This is a genomic window from Shewanella sp. AC34-MNA-CIBAN-0136 (assembly GCF_040309945.1).
In the GTDB taxonomy this organism is placed as follows: domain Bacteria; phylum Pseudomonadota; class Gammaproteobacteria; order Enterobacterales; family Shewanellaceae; genus Shewanella.
Genome location: NZ_JBEOPJ010000004.1, coordinates 265,948 through 286,149, shown reverse-complemented (window position 1 = coordinate 286,149; position 20,202 = coordinate 265,948). Strand labels below are relative to the sequence as shown.

The 20,202-nt window shown below is 42.1% G+C and carries 15 protein-coding genes and 1 riboswitch; of the genes, 8 read left to right on the top strand and 7 right to left on the bottom strand.

Features of this window, described 5'->3' with window-relative positions; translation table 11 throughout:
- The first annotated feature begins 7 nt into the window (after nt 1-7).
- The 4 genes from AAEY94_RS06070 to AAEY94_RS06055 all read left to right on the top strand — a co-directional run bounded on the left by AAEY94_RS06070 (nt 8) and on the right by AAEY94_RS06055 (nt 4,643).
- Nucleotides 8-343 (top strand): DUF3622 domain-containing protein, encoded by a 336-nt coding sequence (locus AAEY94_RS06070; protein WP_101085917.1) that lies wholly within the window; start codon nt 8-10, stop codon nt 341-343.
- A 126-nt stretch (nt 344-469) separates the two neighbouring features.
- The gene (locus AAEY94_RS06065) at nt 470-1,135 is read left to right on the top strand and encodes a hypothetical protein (protein WP_101085916.1); all 666 of its coding nucleotides are present in this window, start codon (nt 470-472) and stop codon (nt 1,133-1,135) included.
- Nucleotides 1,136-1,447: 312 nt separating this feature from the next.
- A riboswitch (cobalamin riboswitch) is annotated at nt 1,448-1,661 on the top strand.
- A 141-nt stretch (nt 1,662-1,802) separates the two neighbouring features.
- Complete coding sequence (locus AAEY94_RS06060) at nt 1,803-3,782, top strand: TonB-dependent receptor (RefSeq protein ID WP_162022436.1); 1,980 nt, start codon at nt 1,803-1,805, stop codon at nt 3,780-3,782.
- Nucleotides 3,783-3,902: 120 nt separating this feature from the next.
- Nucleotides 3,903-4,643 (top strand): HDOD domain-containing protein, encoded by a 741-nt coding sequence (locus AAEY94_RS06055; protein ID WP_101086305.1) that lies wholly within the window; start codon nt 3,903-3,905, stop codon nt 4,641-4,643.
- On the opposite strand, the gene AAEY94_RS06050 is transcribed toward AAEY94_RS06055, so the two are convergent.
- Nucleotides 4,626-5,528, bottom strand: a complete 903-nt coding sequence (locus tag AAEY94_RS06050) for a LysR family transcriptional regulator (RefSeq protein WP_101085914.1) — start codon at nt 5,526-5,528, stop codon at nt 4,626-4,628. The genes AAEY94_RS06055 and AAEY94_RS06050 overlap by 18 nt on opposite strands.
- A gap of 154 nt (nt 5,529-5,682) precedes the next feature.
- Here AAEY94_RS06050 and metE point away from each other — a divergent pair, with 154 nt between their 5' ends.
- Both metE and AAEY94_RS06040 read left to right on the top strand, forming a co-directional pair.
- Complete coding sequence (metE, locus tag AAEY94_RS06045; protein ID WP_350977952.1) at nt 5,683-7,974, top strand: 5-methyltetrahydropteroyltriglutamate--homocysteine S-methyltransferase; 2,292 nt, start codon at nt 5,683-5,685, stop codon at nt 7,972-7,974.
- A gap of 328 nt (nt 7,975-8,302) precedes the next feature.
- Nucleotides 8,303-8,515 carry a dodecin gene (locus tag AAEY94_RS06040; RefSeq protein ID WP_041412796.1) on the top strand — a complete coding sequence of 71 codons (213 nt, stop codon included), beginning with the start codon at nt 8,303-8,305 and terminating at the stop codon, nt 8,513-8,515.
- A 12-nt stretch (nt 8,516-8,527) separates the two neighbouring features.
- On the opposite strand, the gene queG is transcribed toward AAEY94_RS06040, so the two are convergent.
- Nucleotides 8,528-9,757: a tRNA epoxyqueuosine(34) reductase QueG gene (queG, locus tag AAEY94_RS06035; protein ID WP_350977948.1), complete on the bottom strand. Its 1,230-nt coding sequence runs from the start codon at nt 9,755-9,757 to the stop codon at nt 8,528-8,530.
- Nucleotides 9,758-9,797: 40 nt separating this feature from the next.
- Nucleotides 9,798-11,681 carry a tetratricopeptide repeat-containing diguanylate cyclase gene (locus AAEY94_RS06030; protein WP_101085912.1) on the bottom strand — a complete coding sequence of 628 codons (1,884 nt, stop codon included), beginning with the start codon at nt 11,679-11,681 and terminating at the stop codon, nt 9,798-9,800.
- A gap of 422 nt (nt 11,682-12,103) precedes the next feature.
- On the opposite strand from AAEY94_RS06030, the gene AAEY94_RS06025 reads away from it, so the two are divergent.
- Nucleotides 12,104-12,538, top strand: coding sequence for a DUF3069 domain-containing protein (locus tag AAEY94_RS06025; RefSeq protein WP_101085911.1), 435 nt, complete (start codon nt 12,104-12,106; stop codon nt 12,536-12,538).
- 156 nt (nt 12,539-12,694) lie between these two features.
- Here AAEY94_RS06025 and AAEY94_RS06020 read toward each other — a convergent pair whose 3' ends face one another.
- The 4 genes from AAEY94_RS06020 to AAEY94_RS06005 all read right to left on the bottom strand — a co-directional run bounded on the left by AAEY94_RS06020 (nt 12,695) and on the right by AAEY94_RS06005 (nt 17,399).
- A complete protein-coding gene (locus AAEY94_RS06020; protein WP_101085910.1) occupies nt 12,695-14,383 on the bottom strand; it encodes an NAD-dependent malic enzyme in 1,689 nt (562 codons plus the stop codon).
- Nucleotides 14,384-14,667: 284 nt separating this feature from the next.
- On the bottom strand, nt 14,668-15,132 hold the full coding sequence (locus tag AAEY94_RS06015; protein WP_101086303.1) for a YehS family protein: 465 nt from the start codon (nt 15,130-15,132) through the stop codon (nt 14,668-14,670).
- Between the two features lie 449 nt (nt 15,133-15,581).
- Complete coding sequence (locus AAEY94_RS06010; RefSeq protein WP_335692913.1) at nt 15,582-16,847, bottom strand: NRAMP family divalent metal transporter; 1,266 nt, start codon at nt 16,845-16,847, stop codon at nt 15,582-15,584.
- 12 nt (nt 16,848-16,859) lie between these two features.
- The gene (locus AAEY94_RS06005) at nt 16,860-17,399 is read right to left on the bottom strand and encodes a PH domain-containing protein (RefSeq protein ID WP_101085908.1); all 540 of its coding nucleotides are present in this window, start codon (nt 17,397-17,399) and stop codon (nt 16,860-16,862) included.
- Nucleotides 17,400-17,622: 223 nt separating this feature from the next.
- Between AAEY94_RS06005 and AAEY94_RS06000 the strand changes: the two genes are divergently transcribed.
- Nucleotides 17,623-20,190, top strand: a complete 2,568-nt coding sequence (locus AAEY94_RS06000; RefSeq protein ID WP_350977941.1) for a TonB-dependent receptor — start codon at nt 17,623-17,625, stop codon at nt 20,188-20,190.
- Nucleotides 20,191-20,202: the final 12 nt, after the last annotated feature.

Here is a 20,202-nt window from a genome sequence, read left to right as displayed (position 1 = left end):
ATAGATTATGAGCGATAGCAAAAAGTATGCTTTACGTGTTATTCAAATTGAAAACACGTGGAAAACCGAAATCACTCGTCGTATGACATCGACTAAAACCATAGTATCAAAAAGCCAAGATGGTTTTGCTTCAGAAGCAGAAGCTACTGCATGGGGCGAGCAATCACTGCAAGGTTTTTTATCTAAGCAAGTTGATCGTAACAAGCGTAAAACTGAAAAGCACCTTAAAGCTAAAAGTTTAGCAGCGGCTATAGCTGCAGAATCTGCCGTCGATGAAGAAGAGTTATTCGATGCTGAAGATGAAGACGATGCTGAAGACGAAGATGACGAAGAACTAAACTAACATCTTACCAACGATGTAAATGTTATCGATAAGTGTCAATTTTTGTATGTTCAGGATAGGATATACCTAATTAGAATGATTTTTAGTCAACTTATCTCTTTCTTGACCAAATAAGGATTCATTTGGATGAACAAGATTGCTGCAATTATCGGCTGCTCGGGCTGTCTAGGAATTATGTTCCTGTTCCCGAGTAGTGCATCTGCGACACTTCCAGCACTGATGGCATTTGGCGAAGATGACAACTCATCAGGTGCTATGGTGATGTCTGAGGATGTTCAAAAACTCACGGCTCTATCTGAAAAATTTGGCTTTTTACCGCCATTAGATTGGAAGCTTGCATTCAGCGATAAACGTGGCGATATGACAATGGCTGAGTTTATTCCATCCAATGAATCATTAAATGATTGGTCTCGTTTAGTCTGTATGCAGGGGTTTAAAGGCTTAGCAAATGACGTTGAACCCGACCAGTTTTTAGATTCGATGGCGGCGACATATCAAGAACATTGTGAAGGCAAAATTGTTTATCAACAGCTAGGCAGTTCTAAAGTCGATGGGCTCGAGGCTGTACATGGTTTATTAGGCTGCACCAGTATGCCTAATATTCATCATTCTTCCACAGTGGTTGAAGCGTCTTATGTTTCCAGCCCGCAAGGTGAGATGGGCTATTTTACGGTGATAAGTGATGACGAAAATGTCTACTTAATCCATAAATCCATTCGTACAGCCATTTTTACCACAGAGACAGCTCCTATCACTATCGATAATTATCGTAACTTCATGAGCCAACCTTAACGTCGACATTTATCGCTAACATTGACGACATATTCATATATTAGCGCTGTGTTGATATAATTAGTGCCGTGTTGATAGCGTTGTTGGCCATTTCTAGTGTCACTCTCGTAACATGTTGAATGCCCGACAAGTTGAATAATCTGTGAGTTAAGCTTTTGTTAGTATCAACTTCACCTTAGGATCCGTTATAATCGCCGCGCTAATATTTTGGGATGTCACTCATTAGTCAGACAGTACTATGGTACTCAATGTTAACGCAGACATAACAACAGATATTTTTCAATCATGAGTTGAATATCAACTTATGATAATTTAATAGTCAATCTTTACGGTGCTTGCTTTGAAACGATAGACCAAAGCAGGATAATCGGGAAACCAGTGTAAATCTGGTACTGCCCCCGCAACGGTGATTGGTGAGAGTCAGGTGCGCAATAACCTTGCGTTAATCATCTCGACTCGCGTGCGTTTACCTTTAGTGTAACGCCATAACCTTAGTCCGGAGACCGGCCTTAAAGGTGATTTCGATGATTTCGGTGGGCAGATCTCGAAATGTAATGTGATACCGCTTGTGTGCTTATTTATAGAACCTTTCTGTAGAATAAGGCCCAAGAGGAGTTTTATATTGCGGCGTTATTGCCCCATTTTTCCTTTCAGGAGTTAAAGGTAAATGGGTACTAAACCAACAAAAATTGCACTGTTATTAAGTGCTGTCTTCAGTGTCGCAAGTGTTAATGCTGTTGCGATTGAATCAGTTGTTACATCCCCCTCGTCTTCGGCTATCAGCATGGATGAAACCATTGTGGTTATTGGCCGTAATGCTGCCAAGCCATTAAATATTGCTGCCAATGTTAATGTCATTGATGCTGCTGATATTCAAATGAGCGGCGCCACCAATTTAACCGATTTATTACGTGGACAATCTGGTATTCAGGTGTCGGATAATAACTCGGGCAGTGTATTTTCTATGCGTGGGTTTTCTGCATCACAAGCCGCTAATAACACGCTGATCTTAGTCGATGGACGCAGACTGAATAATATTGATATTGCGGCACCGAGCATTGAGTCGATCCCGATTAACTTAGTTGAGCGTATTGAGATTTTATCAGGCAGTGCAGGGGTACTATATGGTGACCAAGCTGTTGGCGGCGTGATCAATATCATTACCAAAGCACCGACAGAAACGGGTGGTGGTTTACAGGTTAGTGGTGGCAGTTTTGATACCTATGAAGCTAAGGGCGATATTTCAGGGGCTATCAACGATGCATGGCGTTACTTTTTAGCGGCCAGCTATAACGAAAGTGATAATTACCGCGATAATAATGACAATGAAACTAGTTCTATTCTAGGTCGCTTACAATATCAAACAGATACCGAAGACTTCTATGTTGAAGTTAATCATTTTGATAACGATCGCCAAGCACCAGGCGCGCTAACGCTGGCGCAGTACGAAGCAGATCCTCGCCAAGTAGCATCATTTTCTGAAGGTGAATTTTCTCATGAAATAACCACAGCATTGCGCAGCGGTTATCAATACCAGCTGAATAATATTTGGGCCTTAGGTGCTGATTTAACCTACTCGGATACATCAACCACGAGTCTGTTATTTGGTGGAGCAGGGCGTATTGAGCGCGACTTATTAAGTTTCTCACCTAAAGCTACTGCTAACTATCATTTAGAACATGGTGATTTAAATTTTGTTGCTGGTATTGATGTGAGTAAAGGTGAAGCTGATTTCGATACACTTTATACGCAACGAAATAATGAACAAACACAAAAGAGCGCTTATGTGCAAGCATCGGTACCGATAACGCCGACGTTATCTTATGTTGTTGGTGGTCGTTATTCTGAAGTGACTGACGATTTATATGACCAATTACTTTATCCGAACCGTATTGAAATCGATAATGACGCCCATGCGTTGGAGTTAGGGTTAAATTTTCGCCCAAGCAGTGAACATCGTTTTTATGTCCGTGCAAATGATAACTTCCGTTTTGCCAAAGTCGATGAACAAGCTTACACCCCGCTTGATGTACAAGGTTTAAATCCACAAACAGGCCGTTCTTACGAAGCAGGTTGGGACTTTACCACTACAACTCAAACATTAAAAATCAATGCTTATCAACTTGAGTTAGAAGATGAGATTGTTTACGAAGGCGGTCGTACAGATGGGCCTTATGGAGGTGGTGCTAACGTAAACGCCGATGAATCTCGCCGCTTTGGTGTGAGCACTGCTTATGATGTGCAGTTATCAAATGACTGGCTGCTAGGTGCTTCGTACGACTATATTGATGCCGAGTTCACTCAAGGTGAGAACGACGGTAAAGCGTTATCTTGGGTGGCAAAACATTCAGGTAAAGCCTTCGTAAGCTATGATTTTGCTGATAATTGGCAAGCGTTTGTTGAAGGTGTTTACACTGGTGAGCGTTACATGGAAGGCGACAACAGCAATACCGGTGATAAGTTAGACAGTTACGTGCTAACAAACCTTGCGCTTAACTATACCTATTCAGGTTGGAATGGTAGCTTACGTGTAGATAACTTGCTTGATGAAGATTATGTTGGCACTGGTTATTACTCGGCTTATGGCAGTGGTTATTATTCTGGTACTGGTCGCTCAATTAGACTGACTGCGGGTTATCGTTTCTAGATTATCTTTTTTTAGCGAATAACCTTTCGAAAGCCAGTAAACTATTACTGGCTTTCGTTTTAATATATCGTTAAATTAATGAATAAAGTGATTTATTCTAAGAAAAGGTAACTGATGAATATGACTAATCTTGAGCAACAAGTCCTTACTCAAGTTCAAGCTATTATTGGCAATGAAGAGCAAGTCATTGGTCGTCGTGGCATATTAATTCCATTAAAAAAATCTCTGATTAACGAAGCAGATATTCGAGTCGTTATCGATATCATTTCAGCGGATCCTGCTTTGGCAGCACATTTATTGTTACGCAGTAATACCGCGCAAACAGCAGGTGTCATATCAACAAAAAGCCGTAGTGTAAAAGATGCCTTAATCCGTTTGGGCCAAGTGAACATTTATCGCTACGCGTTTTCGTTTTACCTTAAAGAAAGGCTTGATGAACTTTCTGAGCCTTACAAAAAACTGGTTCAAGGCTATTGGGCATTAAATGAAACCATTGCGGTGGATTGCATACAACTGTTACGTGAAGACAACGACATTGGTGTAGGCACTAAAATCGATGCGGATGAAATGCAAACATTAGCGTTGTTTAGTGTGTTTGGGCAGGTGATTGCGTTAACCGCTTTTGCTTATTTAAATGCTGAGTTGTCTCGACCAGTATCGTTAAAAGTATTGAAGTCGCTTATTGATAAACAACAACAGCAGTTATCGCTCGAAGCATTTGCGTCATTAGGGCTAGATGATGATTTACGCGAAGAATTTTTGATTGCACATAACTTACGCCAAACACAAAACCCTGATTCTCCAGGACTTGTGCTTCGACGCGTACTGTCTAAACGAGGTTTATTAATCAACCCGTTGTAGATTTATGCCTTCACTTGCTACCAGTTCGAGCCACTTTTGGATTAAATTTGCATTAGTGGCATCGCGACGATAGGCCCCAAACAAAGGACGTTTTAGTCCTTCTGCTCCTAATTTTACCGCAGTAAGGCTTAGCCCCTGACTCTCTCGGATAGACCAAGTTGGTAGGGTTGCTACGCCATCATTACAGGCTACTCTTTGTAACAGCATGGAGGTTAAATCGCATTGCTTTTGCTCGCCAGGTTCAATCCCCGCGGGCTCTAAAAAGTGTTTGTATATGTCTAAACGCGCTAAAGGCACGGGGTAACTGATTAAGGTTTGCTTTGCCAATTGCGCTGGCGTGACAAACGCTTGTGCCGCTAATGCGTGATCACTAGCAACGACTAACTTTACTTCAAAATCAAATAGATGCTGATATGCGACGCTATGTCCTGGCACAGGGTCAGATGTTAGCACTATATCTAAACTCCCCGTCTCCAACGCATTGAGTGAATCAAATAAATGACGGCTCGAAATGTCAATTTGAGCTGCTGGCGCATGCTGTTTAAATTGCTCAATAACGGGCATTAACCAACGAAAACAACTGTGGCATTCAATGCCGAGCTTAAGCTGTTGGCTTTCACCTTCTAAACCGCGTTTAAGATCTGACTCGGTTGCAATCACTTTCGGTAAGATTTCTTCCGCTAAATTCAGCAGACGTGAACCTTCGTGAGTAAACGTTAACGGTTTACTTTTACGAACAAAAATAGTTGAGTTAATTCGTGTCTCTAACTCTTTTATTTGATGAGAAAGCGCCGACTGGGTTACAAACCGTTTTTTAGCTGCACCCGCTAAACTGCCACTTTCCTTTAACGCCATCAAGGTGCGAAGGTGTCTAAGCTCTATCATTTTCTCTCCACATGAATCTTGCTCAACTAGCTGATGAAATCAATTCGATTGCTTGACAGCAGAGTAACACAATAAACTTCTAGACGTCCAGACGCCTATGTAGCTTTTCTACATAAATGGCTATAAATTTTTGCTCAACGAAAAGGAAAGCAGTATGAAAATTTCAAGTTTAGGATTTCCCCGCATAGGACGTCAGCGTGAATTGAAGTTTGTTTTAGAACGTTATTGGCGTGGTGAAGCCACATTAACGGAGCTGAAAAACGTTGCCAGTGAATTAAAGCGCACTCATTGGCAGTGGCAAGCAGATGCGGGTGTTGAATTACTGCCAGTAGGGGATTTTGCTTATTATGACCAGGTGCTAACCCTGAGCGCGACCTTAAATGTGATCCCCGATCGTCATCGGGCCACTCAAGCTGATGGCAGCCCAGCCGCTGTCGATATTGACACCTTATTTCGCGTGGCTCGTGGCCGTTCGCAAACCGGCCAACATGCGTGTGCGGCAGAAATGACCAAGTTTTTTAATACTAACTACCATTACCAAGTGCCAGAACTAAGCGCTGATCAAACATTTGAGATTGCCTTCGAACAATTGTTTGATGAAGTCACAGAAGCACAGCAATTAGGTCATCAAGCAAAACCTGTGCTGCTCGGTCCGGTGACGTATTTATACTTATCTAAAAGCCTTTCTGAGTTTAATAAGTTGACGTTGTTACCGCAGTTATTGGTTGCCTATCAACAAATTTTGTCTCGTTTTGCTGCCCAAGGTGTGAGTTGGGTACAGCTTGATGAACCGGTATTAGCGGCAGACTTAACCGATGAGTGGCAGCAAGCCATTAGCCACAGTTATCAAACGTTAGCGCAACAAAAGCCAGCATCATTAAAGGTTTTACTCGCCAGTTATTACGGTTCTATTGCCCATCATCAAGCATTGGTGAGTGCATTACCGGTTGAGGGGCTACATCTTGATTTAGTCACCGCGCCAGAACAGCTTGATGTGTTTGTTAATGCTTTAGGCGTTCAGCAGGTACTTTCTGTTGGGGTGGTTAATGGCCGTAATGTGTGGGCTGCTGATGTTGATGTGATTGCACAGAAGGTAACCGAGTTAGCGACCATGTTAGGCGATCGTTTGTGGATTGCACCTTCATGTTCATTGTTGCATTGTCCTGTGGATGTCGAGGTTGAAAGACAATTAATTACGCCATTACTTGGCCAATTAGCTTTTGCGAAACAAAAATTATTTGAACTTAACGAAATTCATCAATTAATCGTTGAGCAAGGTTCAGCAACTAGCCAAGCGATTATTGATCGTTGCCAGCAACGCCGCTTGGCAAAAGCTGCCGCAGCTAATCAGCAGGTTGTAGAACGTGTGTCGCAGCTAACCGCTGATGATTTTGAACGTAACAGTCCATTTGCCCGCCGTATCATTGCCCAACAACAAAAGTTAGCGCTGCCATTATTACCCACAACCACCATAGGTTCATTTCCGCAAACGCCAGCTATTCGGGGTTTACGCAGTCGCTGGCGTAAAGGCGAAATCAATGACAATGATTACCGTTCACAGCTTGAGCAAGTCACTCAAGACACCATTTCTCGTCAACTTAAACTGGGTATCGACGTGCTAGTTCACGGCGAAGCTGAGCGTAATGACATGGTGGAGTATTTTGGTGAACAATTAGAGGGCGTTGGGTTTACTCAATTTGGTTGGGTGCAAAGTTATGGTTCTCGTTGCGTTAAGCCGCCGTTAATTTATGGCGATGTGTCTCGCCCCAAACCAATGACGGTCGACTGGGCTACCTATGCGCAAAGCTTAACCGACAAGCCTGTTAAGGGCATGCTAACGGGTCCGGTGACCATTTTACATTGGTCGTTCGCTCGTGAAGATATTCCACGTAAAGATATTGCTAACCAACTTGCATTAGCAGTACGTGACGAAGTGGTTGATTTAGAGAAAGCGGGTATTGGCATTATTCAAATTGATGAACCTGCATTTCGTGAAGGTTTACCGATTAAACAAAGCCAATGGGCAGATTATTTAACCTGGGCGGTGGATGCGTTTAAGTTATCGGCTGCAGGTGTTGAAGATGCAACTCAAATCCATACACACATGTGTTACAGCGAGTTCAATGACACCATTAATGCCATAGCGGCGATGGATGCTGATGTTATCACCATTGAGACGTCACGTTCGCGTATGGAGCTACTGAGTGCCTTTGAAGATTTTCATTATCCTAATGAAATTGGTCCCGGTGTGTATGACATTCATTCGCCAAATATTCCAACCGTTGATGAAATGGTCGACTTAATAACTAAAGCGTCGCAAAAAGTGCCGGTGAAACAGTTATGGGTTAATCCTGATTGTGGTTTAAAAACCCGTACCTGGGATGAAGTTGAGCCCGCGCTGCGGAATATGATTGAAGCGACTAAAGTGCTTCGACGTCGGTTCTAATTGGGATGAACTCGTTATAGATAACATTGATTTAAATGAAAATAATTTATCAATATTAGCTGGCAGACATGGCGAAGCCAAATGTAGACTTGGCAATTGTATGTAGTTGTATGTAGTTGTATGAAGTTGTATGAAGTTGTATGAAGTTGAATTTGGTTGTTCTCTGTTGAGAGTAGTTGAAAAAAACTTATCTTAGGGAAAAACGGTGTGAGCCCCCCGGATTCAACGGCTTACCGTTATCTGTTTATTATTCAACGATACTGCGGTGAATAGCGCTATTGTTTACTACACTGAAACTAAAGATGTGCAGTTAACAATAGGAGCTATTATGAGTCACACTTATAAAGTCATTGAACTCGTGGGATCATCACCAATAAGTTCAGATGAGGCGGTCAAAAATGCGATTGCAGAAGCCAATAAAAGTTTACTACATTTGCGTTGGTTTCAAGTTATCGAAACTCGTGGTCATTTAGAAGAAGGCCTAATTGCTCATTGGCAAGTGACCATTAAAGTGGGTTTTACCTTAGACTCTAATGCCTAATGCTTATTTTGTTTATGCGTCTCTTGGTAAACCCTTTTGTATTGATCTGATCACTCGTTGAGTTTTACGTGAAAGCGCCGACTGTGGCGCTTTTTGTATTTGTTGAACTAATGCCCATTCAATATGCTCAAGTACCATATCATCCACTTCTTCACTGTGTTTACGTTGCTCTAACGCATTAATAATGGCCGGATTAGCAGGGGCATTACCTAATGCAATCGCGATATTACGTAACCAACGTTTATGACCAATTCGTCGAATCGCACTGCCTTCTGTTTGGCTGAGAAAATAAGGTTCAGACCAAGCAAATAGAGTCAGTAAATCGGGTTGAATAAGCGCACTGCGAGTATGAAAATCAGTTTCTTTTGTCAGTGGTGCTTTAGCATTGACTGGGCACACTAGCTGGCAGTCATCACAGCCATAAATACGATTGCCTATAAGCGGGCGAAACTCTTCTGGGATAGCGCCCTGTAATTCAATGGTCAAGTAAGAAATACAGCGTCTTGCATCGACAACATAGGGCTCGACAATCGCATCAGTTGGGCATGACTTTATGCAGGCTACGCAAGTGTTGCAGCCTTCTTCAATCGGGATATCTAACGGTAACGGTAAGTTAATGAGTAACTCGCCAAGAAAAAACCAGCTGCCTGCATCTGGGTGTAAAATTAACGAGTGTTTGCCTGTCCAGCCTAGTCCGGCTTTATCGGCTAATGGACGTTCTAAAATAGGTGCAGAATCCACAAAAGGTCTAAAATCAGTCGTATCAAAGTCGAGCTGTTGGCAATACTGGTTAATTTTATCGCCGAGCTTTTTAAGCCGTTGTCGGATGAGTTTATGGTAATCACGTCCACCCGCATAACGAGAGATATAACCAAGATTTGGGTCGGTTAAATTACTGGCAAAGCCAGCGTCAGGCGGTAAATAGTCCATCCGAGCACAAATCACTCTAATGGTTCCGGGATGTAACTCAGCGGGTCTAGCACGCATCATTCCGTGATTAGCCATGTAAGCCATCTCACCGTGATAACCTTTATCTAACCAGTCTTGTAATGCTGCCTCATGCTGAGTTAAGTCGACATCAGCAACACCAATATGAGCAAAGCCAAGTTCTTTACCCCAAAGCTTGATTTGCCTATTGAGCACATCAAGTTGAACCGCGGTCAATGGACAGGGCTCGGGGATTGAATTGATCTCAAGATCGGTAATTGGATCAGGCGTTAATACTGCGGTCGTTGTTGTCATAACACTATCATTGAGTAAACACGCTAAAATTATACGCGTTTTACTCAGCTTTGACACAATTTCGACCAGCAGCTTTGGCTGAATAGAGTGCTTTGTCCGCTTTTAGCAACAACGGAGATAACTCTGTTTCATTACTATAACTCGCCACTCCAGCACTGATGGTTTGATGTAAGTTCGGCGAAATCTGAGTCCAGTCGTAATCAGCAATGGTCTCAATTAACCGATTAGCGATTTCAATGGCTTTCGCTTTGTCGATATTAGGTAATAAAATCAAAAACTCTTCACCACCAACACGTCCAACAACATCGGTATCGCGCATCATACTAGTACTAATAGAGGCCAGTTTTACCAGTACTTTATCGCCCATGTCGTGGCCTAAAGTGTCGTTAACGATTTTAAAGTGGTCGGCATCAAAAGAGATGATTGAAAAAGGTTTACCCGACTGTTGTGATGATTTCAGGAAATAATTGCCTTGAGAATAGGTGTCACGTCTATTGGAGAGCTTAGTGAGCTCATCAGTTAGGGCTAAACGTCTAAAGAGCTGTTTTCGCATGACTTGCTTGTAAGCAAACATTGATACGATAATTAAAATAATCGCAACTAAGATTATAATGATGATTTGCATGCTTTCGTTACGCTGTAAAATCTGTAACTGTTGTTCTTTATCTTTGTCGCGTTGTATTAACCATTCGTTTTCGGTTTGAATTTTGTTGGTGTTAAAGCGCGCTTGCATTTCTGAGTTGCGATCAGACATATTTTGCTTATCAAGTGCCATGTGCATTTTAATAAATTTTTGTAATGTTTTTAATGCGTTTTCAATATCACCTTTAGCTTGGTAGATATCGCTTTTGAGATAGATGTTTTCATTTTCACCGCGTTCATTGCCACCACGGTTAAAATCAATTGATGCAAGCTGACTGTATTCAAGTGCCTTATCTAATTCATTTTTAGCTAAATATACTTGTGCTAGGTATAACATTAATGAGCTATGCGGCCCATCATGACTGACTGGGATTTCTTTTTCTGCTTCCTTTAACAGCACTAGTGCTTCATCTATTTTATCTAGCTTAATCAGATTACCTGCAATATTGGTTTTGGCATCTGCAATCGCAACGTTATCTTTTTGGGTTTTCCAGAAGGCGAGCGACTGTTTAAATCGAGCTGTAGACTCATCGATACGTCCAAGCTCTAAAAGTGAAAATGCGATCTGATTATTGATGTTATCAGCTTCTATTTGTTGATTGGCCTTAAGGTAAGCTTGTTCAAGTTTTATTTGGTATTTAAGAGCGGTTTCAGCATCACCAAAACGCCGATAACTTGCAGCAAGTTCACTCAAGTTATCATTTGCCCAATAAGTTAAATTAAGATTTTCATACAATTGTTGCGATGTAATTAAATCTTCTAATGCAGATGAATAGTTGCCTTGATAGGACAGCATTGCCCCTCGAATGCTGCGGCCGTCAGCGATAAGTCGAGGATCTTCAAGTTCGTATGCATTATTTATTGCATTAGAAAGATCGTCCAGAGCTTCGTCTAATTGCCCTGAAAACTGTTTGTAATAGCCCAAACATAATAATAAATCGGTATGAATTGCGGATGGATAGGGTTCTGAATATATCAGCAGTTGCTGCTCTGCATATTTAATGGCGTTGGTAAGTTCACTCTCTGTAGTAGAAGGCTGGTTCCAGCAGTTTAAACGGACATAGAGTTTTTGACGGATCTCATCGTCAGAGGCAATGATCCGCTTATATTCGTTGAGTAGCTTTTCGCCAGCGATCTGATCAATATAATCAGCTAAATCTATTTTTTTATAGATAGCATCAGCTTTGTCGTTGTCGTAATAAGCGGCAAAGACTGAAGTAGGTAAAAAATATATTGCGATAAAAATAGCAATAAAAAAGTGAAAATTTAGTGATTTATTCAAAATAATAAGCTGCTTTTTTATTTATAGTTTTTGTTGGCAACAATAATCATTGTGTAGGCGTAGTTATAGCACTTTTATATACATCTTTACTATCGATGAGCAATTATTGTGCACAATGGGTGTTTTATCAATGATAAATTGATGTGACCTGCAGATTAAAGTCCATATTTAGAGGCTGATCTGCTCATTAAGTTAATATATCGACGGAGTATTACTTTAAAAACTGATAATACAAACAGTAAAAAATCATGTCATAATTGGATTAGCTTGTTTTCATTTACATGAGTAAAAGACATATCACTGCATAGATATGGCATTAAGAGTGCGTTTGTTCTGGCCTAATTTCAATAAATAATTTGATTATTATGCCATCAAACATTCTGATGCCAATCCATGTGTAGAATGTTAATTGAGAGATAACCATGACCAAAGTTGACCCGCAGTATCAAGACGTAGCAAAACAAATTTCGTATAACGTAGCAAACAAAGTACTGCCGATGGACAAGTTACCTGAAACATTACTTGAGGCCTATGAAGGCTTGTTTAGCGAACTTATTGAAGATAAAGCCAATACATTTACTCATGCTTGGGATGCATTACCTGCGAGTGCGCAAAAGTTAATGACCAAAGCAGAGTTTCATGGCTTTTATATTGCCAATGCGTGGATGCAGTTAAGCCGTGTTGCGCAAGAAATTGCTGATAGTGCTGACTCTGAAGAAGAGATGAATAATAACGAATATGATGGTGTCTTCGGACGCTTAGCTGAGCAGTCGTTGAAAGAGTGTTTACGTAAGCTTAAAAAAGCGCGCACCGACCGCCCATTGTTGAATAGTTTTAAGCTAGTGATGTCGGCATAAATTTACTGTTATTACAGACATAAAAAATCCCAACTTAGGTTGGGATTTTTTTATGGTTAAAAAGCGCATAACCTTTTCAATCAATGAGTTTCACTATCACACTAATGACAATCAGCGCTTTACAATTCTAAAGCGCTGAGTCGTACTTAATTATTGTTAGAATGAGGTACGTTTGTAACGACGATATTCAGGTTCCCAGAAGTTAGCCTCAATCGATTGTTGCAGTAACTCATCGGTACAAGGTAATGCTAAACCTTGATCAATGGCAGCTTTAGCAACAGCAAAAGCAATATATTTACTGACAGCTTGAATATCTTCTAGGCGAGGTAATAGCGAGCCAACACCCTCTTTGCCTAATGGCGAACACTCCGCTAAAGCACGACTTGAAGCCATTAACATTTCATCAGATACACGCCTTGCACCACAAGATAATACGCCTAAGCCAATACCTGGGAAGATAAAGCTATTATTACATTGTGCTATCTCAAAGGTTTCGCCATTGACGACCACAGGTTCAAATGGGCTACCCGTTGCCACGAGTGCTTGGCCCGATGTCCAATTAAGAATGTCCTTCGGGGTCGCTTCTACACGGCTCGTTGGATTCGATAATGGGAATACAATTGGACGTTTACAATGGCTGTGCATTGCTCTAATGATTTCTTCAGTAAATAAACCAGGAGAGCCTGATACTCCAATAAGTACCGTTGGCTTGGCATTGTTAACCACATCAAGTAACGAAATATTGTCACTGTAATTGTCCCATGCTTCTATCGTGGCACAGGGTTGCGCTAGCTTCTGTTGGAATGGAAGTAGATTAGGCATGTTATCGAGTAATAAGCCCCAACGATCGACCATAAACACTTGTGAGCGAGCTTGTTGATCGCTAATGCCCTCAGATACCATTGTCGCCACAATCGCTTCGGCAATACCACAACCAGCGCTACCCGCACCCAAGAAGGTAATACGTTGCTCGCTAAGTTTACTGTTAGCGGCTTTACAAGCTGCCAGTAGTGAGCCTACCGTAACGGCTGCAGTGCCTTGAATATCATCATTGAAACTGCAATATTGATCTTTATATCGTTCAAGTAATGGCATGGCATTTTTTTGTGCAAAATCTTCGAACTGAATTAAGGCATCAGGCCAGCGACGGCTGACTGCTTGCATAAATTCTTCAACAAATTCAGCATATTCATCACCGCCAATACGTTGATGACGCCAGCCCATATACATAGGGTCTTCAAGAAGTTGTGGGTTATCAGTACCAACATCTAAGGTCACCGCAAGACAATACGCCGGGCTTATGCCGCCACAACTGGTGTATAGCGATAATTTACCAATTGGGATCCCCATACCGCCTATGCCTTGGTCGCCTAAACCGAGAATACGTTCTCCGTCCGTCACCACGATGACTTTGACTTTATGGCGGGTTGAGTTATTTAAAATATCATCAATGCGATCTTTGTTAGGATACGAAATAAATAAACCGCGGTTACGACGATAGTTTTTTGAGAAACGTTCACAGGCTAAACCAACCGTAGGCGTGTAGATAATTGGCATCATTTCACTGATGTTATTACGCACTAAACGATAAAATAAGGTTTCGTTAGTATCTTGAATGTTGCGTAAATAAATGTGCTTATCGAGATCATTGGTGAAGTTTTTAAATTGTGCGTAAGCGCGAGCGGCTTGCTCATCAATGGTTTCAATGACCCAAGGAATGAGGCCTTCGAGGTTGAAATAAATTCGTTCTTCTTCACTAAATGCACTGCCTTTATTAAGCAGGGGTGATTCAAGAATCGCTGGGCCGGCAAAAGGAAGATAGAGGGGGCGTTTGTTATCGTCCATGGGGAACCTTAATGTGTGAGATCCAGTTAGATCGTTATTAGAATTGGGCTGGTTTTTTGTGCTTGTAGATTATCACGTCTGATCTTTTTTGTGGTCTGTTAAGTGAGTAAAATCACATAATTGTTAGGTACTTTTACTCACCTCTTACTATTGTGTCATTGCTATGTGAACAATCGTATGGTGTAAATGCAAAATTATTATTGTTTAAATGTAAATCTCACAAACAAAAATGCGCAGCCTAAGCTACGCATTTATAAAGCATTATCTCAACAACTTGGCAGGTTTTACTTACCGCGATGTTTGATTGATAAACCTTTAACGAAATTTCTTAATACCTGGTCGCCACAAGGTTTATAGTTTTTATGATCAGGGTTACGGAATAGCGCACCTAGCTCAGATTTAGTCATTGAAAAATCTGCTAAAGCTAATGCGGCAATAATATCTTCTTCACGCATTTCAAGCGCAACGCGTAATTTTTTGAACATAAGGTTGTTAGTCAATTGCTTTAAAGGTGCTGGTACTTCAGCTCCTGGCTTTAATCCACGATTTTGAATGATCAAACCATCTAAGAATTGACACATTAATGTGTCATTACACGCTTGATAACCTTCTTCTTCCTCTTTTTTCAACAGCGCAATAATTTGCTCTGAAGACATGTCTACTTTGGCTTGGCTGAAAATGTTAATCATTTTGGCATTTGAATAGTCAAACACAAAGCGAATACGGCGAAGAATATCATTGTTAATCATAAGGTTCTCTGGCGCGGATGCGCATAAATGGTTTAGGTCAATTGACGAAACACTAGTATAACGGGTAATCATTGATTAGTCAGATTAATCCTGCTTGAACTGCAATCGATTTCTAACGCTGCTAGTGCCGCTTCGCTGCTAGTGCCGCTTCGCTGCTAGGGCGACCTTCGGTCTGCTAGTATCGCTTCGCTGCTAGGGCGAGCTTCGGCCTGCTAGTGTCGCTTCGCTGCTAGGGCGACCTTCGGTCTGCTAGTGTCGCTTCGCTGCTAGGGCGACCTTCGGTCTGCTAGTGTCGCTTCGCTGCTAGGGCGACCTTCGGTCTGCTAGTGTCGCTTTGCTGCTAGGGCGACCTTCGGTCTGCTAGTATCGCTTCGCTGCTAGGCTGTTGATTTTATAGCCTCTAGCCGCGAAGCGTACTAGCAGCGCAGCGTTCTAGGCTTTTAGTGAGGTTATTTAGCGAGATACCAGTAAATAAACAGTCCGGCAAAACCAACTAAATACAATAAACCAATCCAAGACAATCCAACCATCACCCGGCCATAACGATGTTTTTTAGCCAAGGTGTCACTGGTCATTAAACGGAAGTTAAGCCAAGCAAAAATAACGGTAGTCATAAAGGCAAGGATCATCACAAATTCAAGCAGCGGTAATAAGGCACCTTTAAAGAATAAAATGAGTAATAAACCCAGCGCGCTGATCCCGAGCATCACCTGGGTTAAATAACTGCGTGTGGACGTGTTGTTAGACAGTAATCGCCAGCCCATATCAAGTGTGCGGCTATAACCATCAATTACCGTCACTGTGGTGCTAAAAATACATAAAAACGCGACTATCCCAATGAGATAACGGCTTTCATTGCCCATAACTTGGCTATAGAGGGTGATCAATTGCGACGCAAATACCGCGCCAGAGTCAGAAAAACGCTCGCCACTGCCGTGCATCACTAATGCGCCTAACGCTAAAAATACAATCGCCAGTAATGCCGTGGTGACATAGCCTAGATTAAAATCAAAAATAGCCTGCTTGGCGGTTACCGTTTGAGTTTTACGTTTTTCTATTAACCATAATGAGTTCCAAGTACTGACCTCTATCGGAGCAGGCATCCAACCCATCATCGCCACTAAAAAACCGACATACGCCCATTGCCAAGGAGATTCGCCAACCACTGGAGTGCCGAATCCGCTATGACGATTAAAAGCCAATGCCACGGCGACTAAGGTGGTTAACGTAAGAGCCAACATGATAATTTTGGTCATTTTATCAAGTAGTTTGTAGTGGCCGAAAATTAATAATGCTAATGAGCTGACCAATACAATTAGCGCTAATACATCAATCGATAGCGGAATAAACTGGGTTAGCATGGCCGCCGTTAACATACATACCCCCGCCGTACTGGCAATGGCGGCAATAACATTAAGCCCCGTAAACAGCATCAAATACCCGCGGCCTTGCTTTTGATAACCGTGCAATAAACTCTCATCAGTTGCTGCTGTGTAGCGAGCGCCAGCGGCGAAGAAAGGATACTTAACGATATTGACTAATAAAATGAGCCACGCCAGTTGCCAACCAAATTCGGCACCCGCTCGAGTTGAGGCGACTAAGTGAGAAGCGCCAATCGCGGCGGCGGCCATTAAGATCCCAGGTCCTGTGGCTTTAAAAAGTGTGTTAACACGAGATACCCACGGTAAGGCTGATGCAGTTTGTTGATTAAGCATGTTAAAAAAGACCTAGTTTGATTGTTTAGCGGTTAATGATTGTTCAATACGCAAAAGAGTAGCGTTCATTTGTTGTAGATTGTCGAGGATTAATGCATCGGTATTGGAGCGGGCCGATGTGTGGTCTTTCCGTTCAGTGAGTTGTGTTTTTTGTGCCAGTACTTGTGCTCTAAAATCGACTACATTTATGACGCCCGTTAAGTTAATTAACGCCCCAGCACCAGATTGCCCGGCGGTTTCTACGGTAAGTTTATGTATGCTAAACATGCGCATGATGGGGCCTTGGATAAGCGCCATATCGGTGATTTTATCCAATGGAACGGTATTTTCTGTTCGAGTAAACAACCCTTTGCGGACGATGAGTTTTTGCTCGGTTAATTCAGCACTCATGTTATTGATGTAACGCTTTGTCGCCAGTAATCCTAGGGGAAACCATAATAATAACAATGGAATACCAACAACACTTAGGCAAAAGACTAAGCCGCCAGACAATAACCAGTACAGACCTAGGTTTGCATGAAAGTGGGCACTAACTAGCGTTTTGTCACTCATCTGACCTCCATATCAAAAGCATTTAAATTCACTTTTTTTAAGTATTTATTCTTGTTTAAGTGGCTGGTTACATTTACATTACGGGCTTGTGTTGACTTTGTTAAGAAATGACTTAACTTAGTTGCGTAAGTATAAATCCGCACGAGTTGCGCGTCGTTATAGCTTTAACGGCAGTGTGCAACAGTCAAGGATGTAAAACAATAAATTAACGTTAAGGATGATCATGAAAAAAACTAACCTACTGCGTAGTGCTTGCGCTATCGCCATATCACTGTCCCTTGCCCCTATCGCATTCGTTTCTCAAGCTGCTGAAGCCGGTGCTGAATCAAAAGTTGAACGAATTGAAGTGACTGGTTCTCGTATCAAACGAACTGATATTGAGGGACCTTCGCCAGTACAATCGTTGAATAAAGACGATATCGCCAACATGGGTTTCGATAACCTACAACAATTGCTTGAGCGTATGCCTGCAAACGGTTCTGGTGCATTTTCTACTCGTGGAAACAGCCAAGATTCTACCGCTAACGGTGGTGCATCAATCAGTTTACGTGGCTTAGGGCCAGATGCCACTTTGGTACTTATCAATGGTCGCCGAGTGGGATCGAGTGCCTTTGCTGAAGGTATTTCGAATTCATTTGTTGATATCAACAATATCCCAGTATCAGCGATTGAGCGCATTGATATTCTTAAAGACGGTGCTTCAGCCATTTATGGTTCTGATGCTATCGCTGGTGTGGTTAACATCATATTAAGAAAAGATATCGAAGGGCTTGAAATTAACCTAGGTTATGGTGATGACAGCGGTACGGGTTATGACGAAACCACAGCCAGCTTAGTGTGGGGCGTAAAAGCCGACAAAGGCAGTGCGTCAATTATTCTTGATTACTTTACCAATGGCACCTTGTCAGCAAGCGATATGGGTCGTTTTGGCACCGCTAACCAATCACCTTACGGCGGTGAAGATTACCGTTCATCACGAGGCTTTCCAGGGTATTTTTATGTTAATGGTGTGAAAACTATCGATCCTGATTGCCCCGCTGAGAATGCCACAGCAAGTGGCAGTTGTTTGTTTGATTACGGTCCATACAATTTAACCATTCCAACGTCTGAGCGTGTTGGTGCTATTGGCCAATTTGATTACATGCTAGGTGAAGATTTAACTGCATTTTTAGAGTTATCTGTACAACATAACACCTCTGAAGCGGGTGGTGCACCAACGCCATTAGATGAAGATGCTGGTTTAACCGTGCCTGGTTCTCATCCTAACAACCCATTTGGACAAGACATTGATATCGGCCGTTACCGTACAGTTGATGCTGGCGCTCGTCGTTGGGATATTGAATCAGATACTATGCGTATTGTTGCCGGTCTTCGCGGTGTAATAAACGATTGGGACTGGGAAGTGTCAGCGCAACGTGGTCGCAGTGAATCAACTCAAACAGGCGATCGTTCACAAGGTTGGGTAAGAACTGATTACTTACAAGCCGAAATTGATGCCGGTAACTACAACCCGTTTGGCGGCACGATGAACTCGCAAGATGTGATTGATCGCATCACCACAAGTCTAGTAAGACAAGGTAAGTCGAGCATCACAGCTTATGATGCGAGTATTTCGGGCCATGCATTTACCATCGCAGATCGCGATATCATGATGGCTGCAGGTGCAGAGTATCGCGAAGAAAGCGTTAGTGACGTGCCAGATGAGCAGTTCCAGCGCGGTCTGATTTTTGGTACTGAAGCGGTGTCTGCATTTGGTTCACGTGATCAACATGCTGCCTATGTAGAATTATCAATTCCTATTGCAGATAACTTTGAACTGCAGTTAGCGGGTCGTTATGACAGCTACAGTGACTTTGGTTCAACCACTAACCCTAAAATTGCCTTCCAATGGGGCATTAGTGACGAGGTAACTGCACGTGGTTCTTGGTCAACCGGTTTCCGTGCACCATCGTTAGCGCAAATAGGCTTAGGCCCATCTGAAAAAAGTGACTTTTTAATTGATAGCTATCGTTGTGAAGCTGATAACGTAGATTGTGAGTTATTGGATTACAACTTTATATTTGCCGGTAACCCTAACCTTAAAGCAGAAGAGTCAGAAACCTGGAATGTGGGTATGATTTGGGCTCCAAGTCAGCAGTTTGATATTGGTGTCGATATGTACAATATCCTCCAAGATCACAAGATTGATTCACTGCAAAACCAGGTTCTTTATGATGAAAATTGTAATGATCAAAACAGTACGGTCTGTTTGCGAAATGCACCGCAAGCAGGTCAGACATTTGGTCCGCTTGATGTGATTAAATCTGGATTCGTCAATATTGGTTCACAAGAAGTTCAAGGTGTGGATTTATCAACTCATTATGGTCTTGAATTAAACCGCTATGGTGACGTTAAGTTTGGTCTAGAGTACAGTTACTTAATCAGCTTTGAAAAAGAAATTGATGGCGAGATCATTGATTACACTGGTGAGTATGAGTATCCACAACACCGCTGGTTAGCGACAACTAACTGGAACATGGATGACTTTGCCGCTAACGTTAACTTAAGTTACATCGGCGAGTTTGAAGATTTCAACGAAACCCGTACCGTTGATGCACAGTTGTTAGTTGATATGTCTGGTTCATATCGTTTCAATGACACGGTTAAGCTATCTGTAGGTGTTAATAACGTGTTTGATGAAGAGCCATCATTTGCGATTGGTGATGGTGATGCTGACCTATATGGTTACGCAATGGGTGTACATAACCCATTAGGCCGTTATATTTATACTAAAGTCACAATGAAGTTCTAATGACAACGTCAT

What these genes read in the sequence shown, in the direction of transcription:
- AAEY94_RS06070 (WP_101085917.1), top strand. Translation starts at nt 8, where the DNA reads ATGAGCGATAGCAAAAAGTATGCTTTACGTGTTATTCAAATTGAAAAC.
- AAEY94_RS06065 (WP_101085916.1), top strand. Translation starts at nt 470, where the DNA reads ATGAACAAGATTGCTGCAATTATCGGCTGCTCGGGCTGTCTAGGAATT.
- AAEY94_RS06060 (WP_162022436.1), top strand. Translation starts at nt 1,803, where the DNA reads ATGGGTACTAAACCAACAAAAATTGCACTGTTATTAAGTGCTGTCTTC.
- AAEY94_RS06055 (WP_101086305.1), top strand. Translation starts at nt 3,903, where the DNA reads ATGACTAATCTTGAGCAACAAGTCCTTACTCAAGTTCAAGCTATTATT.
- AAEY94_RS06050 (WP_101085914.1), bottom strand. Translation starts at nt 5,528, where the DNA reads ATGATAGAGCTTAGACACCTTCGCACCTTGATGGCGTTAAAGGAAAGT.
- metE (WP_350977952.1), top strand. Translation starts at nt 5,683, where the DNA reads ATGAAAATTTCAAGTTTAGGATTTCCCCGCATAGGACGTCAGCGTGAA.
- AAEY94_RS06040 (WP_041412796.1), top strand. Translation starts at nt 8,303, where the DNA reads ATGAGTCACACTTATAAAGTCATTGAACTCGTGGGATCATCACCAATA.
- queG (WP_350977948.1), bottom strand. Translation starts at nt 9,757, where the DNA reads ATGACAACAACGACCGCAGTATTAACGCCTGATCCAATTACCGATCTT.
- AAEY94_RS06025 (WP_101085911.1), top strand. Translation starts at nt 12,104, where the DNA reads ATGACCAAAGTTGACCCGCAGTATCAAGACGTAGCAAAACAAATTTCG.
- AAEY94_RS06020 (WP_101085910.1), bottom strand. Translation starts at nt 14,383, where the DNA reads ATGGACGATAACAAACGCCCCCTCTATCTTCCTTTTGCCGGCCCAGCG.
- AAEY94_RS06015 (WP_101086303.1), bottom strand. Translation starts at nt 15,132, where the DNA reads ATGATTAACAATGATATTCTTCGCCGTATTCGCTTTGTGTTTGACTAT.
- AAEY94_RS06010 (WP_335692913.1), bottom strand. Translation starts at nt 16,847, where the DNA reads ATGCTTAATCAACAAACTGCATCAGCCTTACCGTGGGTATCTCGTGTT.
- AAEY94_RS06005 (WP_101085908.1), bottom strand. Translation starts at nt 17,399, where the DNA reads ATGAGTGACAAAACGCTAGTTAGTGCCCACTTTCATGCAAACCTAGGT.
- AAEY94_RS06000 (WP_350977941.1), top strand. Translation starts at nt 17,623, where the DNA reads ATGAAAAAAACTAACCTACTGCGTAGTGCTTGCGCTATCGCCATATCA.